Origin of the sequence: Legionella yabuuchiae, assembly GCF_900640115.1 — a bacterium.
GTDB lineage: Bacteria > Pseudomonadota > Gammaproteobacteria > Legionellales > Legionellaceae > Legionella_A > Legionella_A yabuuchiae.
The window spans coordinates 1-3832 of sequence record NZ_CAAAIW010000052.1 but is presented as its reverse complement, the minus strand read 5'-3'; the positions used below and the strand labels follow the sequence as shown (position 1 = coordinate 3832).

The following is a 3832-nucleotide window of genomic DNA, read 5'->3' as shown; positions in this document are numbered from 1 at the left end:
ACGCCAGTTATAGAGATTATTTTCTGCTACCCCTAGCTCTCTTGCCACTTGTCTTAAAGTCTTATCGCTTTGCTCTAACAATTCAATAGCTTTAACTTTGAACTCTTTTGTATAGACATTTCTTACCATTTCTACTCCTTGCTGATGAGATTATATCTCTTAAACAAGGTGTACGGCTAATCGAGGTAGGATCAAACAAATTTTTTTCATGTTATCCACAACCTAGAAATTATTTGAAGTTCATTGAATATCATTTAGTAACATGCCCTTCAAACCTATTGACGACGCTCTTTTTTCTCGAAATATAAGTCATTAACAATGACAATTTGTGTTATTAGATAACACCATTTGATGCCCAATGATACCGCTTGATATGAATGATGAGCCCGTGATAGGAGTCAGAACAATGAAAAACAAAACCATGGATTTTATTTTCATCAATACTTGTGAGCTATCTGCTTTGAGTGAACTGCCCCTCAACCAACGAGTTGTTTACATCATGGGTATTCGCCCATACATGGACAGAAAAACATTCATGGTCGGCATTATCCGAAAAATCAGCTACCAATCACTGCGCGAAATGCTCTATGTTGCCCCCATTAAAGGGGTTAAAACCGGTAGTCCCAGCCGCCAGCAAATGAAGCGTGCGGTCAAATCGTTAGAGCGAGCTGGTCTTATTGAAATCTGTTCAAATCGAAAAAATTTAATCGTAAAGTGCCTGCTGGCTGATACAAGGCTGCCAGATCAAAAGCCATGAAGTTTACAGTTACAGAATTCATAATTTTTTACCCATAATGTTCAAGTCCATGACAGAAGATCAACCATTAGAATCACTAGTTCAAGGTGTTTTTTCGCAAGATATTGAAATTTTCATGTTTACGTAATTTAGACAGATTATTCATTGGTTTTTAATCCTTCCCAAACAATCGATGTAAATAGTCTAAAATATATACATAGGTTTGCTATGGAGAGCGATCGTGAGTCATCAACTCGAAATTCTCAAAAGATATTCCAACCACGATACATGGTTTCTGAATGGGAAGTACCCTATTTCTTATAAATTGGTAATACTTCATAGTTTTTATCATATCATGTATACATCTGGATGCACTGAAGAAGAATTTAAAGAAAGAGTAACAAAAGCCTGGAATTATATTAAAGAGCTTCCAACTGCAAGTTTCGACTGTGATGCCTTTAGTATTTTTAGATTTATTGATCATGAGGAGATAGCAGGAGTGTTTTTGATTGATCATACACACAGCTGCTTTCCTCTAGTATTTTATCATCGAGAATATAAATCTGACGAAGGCAAAAAACTAAGAGTCTCTGCCTTGCAAAAATGTATTTTTGATATAAAAAACCAGCATGACAAATTATTTTCCTTATTAAACAATGCAGAGAGTTGGAATAAGTCATTGCAAGATAGAATATTATCAATTATTCCTGAAGACAAAAGGGACGATGATAATTTTTAAAATGAATTAGATGACACCAAGTCCGACCTTGCTGCTCTAATATTACTTTGTTGCGATATAATTTTTTAAGGCTTCTTCATCAATCATATTTGCCTCTTCATTTACTTTATCTATAGTGAATCTATCATGACTAATATTATTAGCTTTTTCGAGAGCATTTTTAAGGTAATATTTACAAAGATTAAGCCATCCACGATGGAATGCACCTATTGCTCTGGCTAAATAAATTTTTTTCCATTTTTTTAAAAATTCATCATTTTCATTTTCATAGGCCTTATAAATTTCTGAAAAAAATTTATCCATATTTTCATTGCTTTCAGAGTCAATGAGATCTAATAATTTTTTATTTGCTTTCATTTTGATCCTCGTGGAAAATTATTATTGCCTCAAAAAAAACTATAGCTCAATAACATTTTTCCTGCGTCACTGCCTCTCCCTGCAGTGACGCAGAAAACTGATTAAAAATATAAACAAAAAATCAATCAGTTATCTAAGATAATTCAATCCCGCGCCACAGGATTGAACAAATCCATCGACAAAATACCTTGCCCTCAGATCCAGGTTTTGATAAATTTTTCTTAAGCATAACTGACGAGCCTGTGCGATTCAGGCGAAACCTTCGGGTCTTATGCAAAGCCACTCCTCATTCCCTAACCCCGTGGCTGGACGTTAAGTCGGGAATCTAAGGATAGGCTGCTGTTCTGCAGCCCTTACAATACTCTTCATGTATTGATGGATTGGTGGTGAAGCCTTTGCTTCGCCAATTGCTCATCTGTCTGAAAAATAAGGAGGTTAAGCAAGAGAATCGTTTGAAAATTTACAACCATTGATTTGCCCAACTTTCGAGCCTTGCAGCTTAAGCTGGATATCATCCTGGTATGAGTCGCTCGAATAACACTAAACCCAGACAGGGCAAACCCATTTTGAGTGAGAATTAATGCAAAAACCTTCTATACGACAAGCAGCCAATCATTACCTCTAACAAAACCGATGCGGCAGTCATCGTGAAAAGCAATATCGCCATTTTGTCATCAATCGAATGCTTGATGATTTATTTACGCTTAGTACAGCCCCTGCCAACTGGCAGAAACTGAGTGCATCTCATCTTGAAAAACTGATCCAGCATTGGCAGAAAAAAGGGCTCAAGCCATCAACAATCATGAATTACATGACCATCATACGGCGGTTTCTGCAATTTTTAGGCCATGACCTATCAAAAGCAAATAATCTCAGTTTTGGTTTAAGAGACAAAAACACCACTCCCAAAACAATTCATCTTATCCCTGAGAGCTGGCTCAAATTATCCAATCCAGTCGCTCGAGTGCTTATGGGGCTGCAAATGCATTTTGGGTTGACCTTAAGCGAAAGCATGCGCCTCATACCGGATGTACATGCACAGCACCACCACTTGTTATTGACCCGAGAAATGACTTTTAACCATCAAGACCGAAAAATCCCGATTGAAACCACCATTCAGCGAACCATCATTCAAGAATTCAACCAATTAACGAAACGCGATAAAAGTTTAATTGGCTCGTATGGTTATCGAGTTGTGTGCTTTTACTGGCAAAACGCCATGAAAAGCTTGCGCTGGCCACCTAATAAATCTTACCGCTATTTCTATGCCAAGCTCAGAAAAGCACAACTTAAGTTCCAAATGAGCGCTTACAAATTAAATCTGCTCATTATGGATGAAATGGGCTTAAAGTCTCGCACTACCCTTTGGAGTTATTTAAATGAACAATAAATTGCGCAGCGCTCTTTATTCCGTCAATCAGTTCGTCAGACAAATGCAAGGTTGCTCCTATGCAAGCCTTGCCGATACTCGCCATATGCTCAACCGATGTATGAAAGACTTGCATGAATTGGGTTTTAAAGTCAGTCATTTAAAAGGATTAAAGTCAAAACATGCTTATATTTTAGTGGAACATTGGAAAAAACAGGAAAAAAGTCCGGCAACAATAAAAAATTATATGGCTAAACTGCGGAAAACGGCTGATTTATTAGACAAGCCCAAACTGATTAAAAAGGGAAATGATAGCTATCAAATCGACAAGCGTTCCTATGCACCTACCCACAATAAAGCCATTCACCATTTAGATTTAAGTCGCTGCACCGATCCATACATCCGTTTGTCTCTTGAAGCTCAAATCCTTTTTGGGTTGCGCCGTGAGGAATCATTGAAATTCATCTGGAGTGAGGCCTGGCACGGTGATTGCCTATTCATTAAGCCCAGTTGGACAAAAGGAGGAATCGGGTGCGTATTTCGGCTGATTCGAACGGTGATTACGGTTTTGATCCGAACGGCGATTTCACTGCATTCGAACGCTCGAGTCATAATCAAGAAAGATGATTAT

The 3832-nt window shown here is 37.7% G+C and carries 4 protein-coding genes and 2 pseudogenes; 4 read left to right on the top strand and 2 right to left on the bottom strand.

The window, feature by feature from the left end; genetic code table 11:
- On the bottom strand, nucleotides 1-129 hold a 129-nt coding region (locus tag E1O47_RS12750; RefSeq protein WP_165475121.1), incomplete at its 3' end, for a transposase.
- A 292-nt stretch (nucleotides 130-421) separates the two neighbouring features.
- Here E1O47_RS12750 and E1O47_RS11895 point away from each other — a divergent pair.
- Nucleotides 422-742 (top strand): annotated as a pseudogene (locus tag E1O47_RS11895) (Vir protein); the annotation flags it as partial.
- 235 nt (nucleotides 743-977) lie between these two features.
- Entirely contained in the window at nucleotides 978-1475 is a 498-nt protein-coding gene (locus E1O47_RS11890; protein WP_133131456.1) for a hypothetical protein, read from the top strand.
- A gap of 42 nt (nucleotides 1476-1517) precedes the next feature.
- Here E1O47_RS11890 and E1O47_RS11885 read toward each other — a convergent pair whose 3' ends face one another.
- Nucleotides 1518-1832 carry a hypothetical protein gene (locus tag E1O47_RS11885; RefSeq protein WP_133131455.1) on the bottom strand — a complete coding sequence of 105 codons (315 nt, stop codon included), beginning with the start codon at nucleotides 1830-1832 and terminating at the stop codon, nucleotides 1518-1520.
- Nucleotides 1833-2475: 643 nt separating this feature from the next.
- Here E1O47_RS11885 and E1O47_RS11880 point away from each other — a divergent pair.
- Nucleotides 2476-3222: pseudogene (locus tag E1O47_RS11880) on the top strand (phage integrase N-terminal domain-containing protein); the annotation flags it as partial.
- A partial coding sequence (locus E1O47_RS11875; RefSeq protein ID WP_278025367.1) for a phage integrase N-terminal domain-containing protein occupies nucleotides 3212-3832 on the top strand: 621 nt, incomplete at its 3' end. The pseudogene E1O47_RS11880 and the gene E1O47_RS11875, both read left to right, overlap by 11 nt.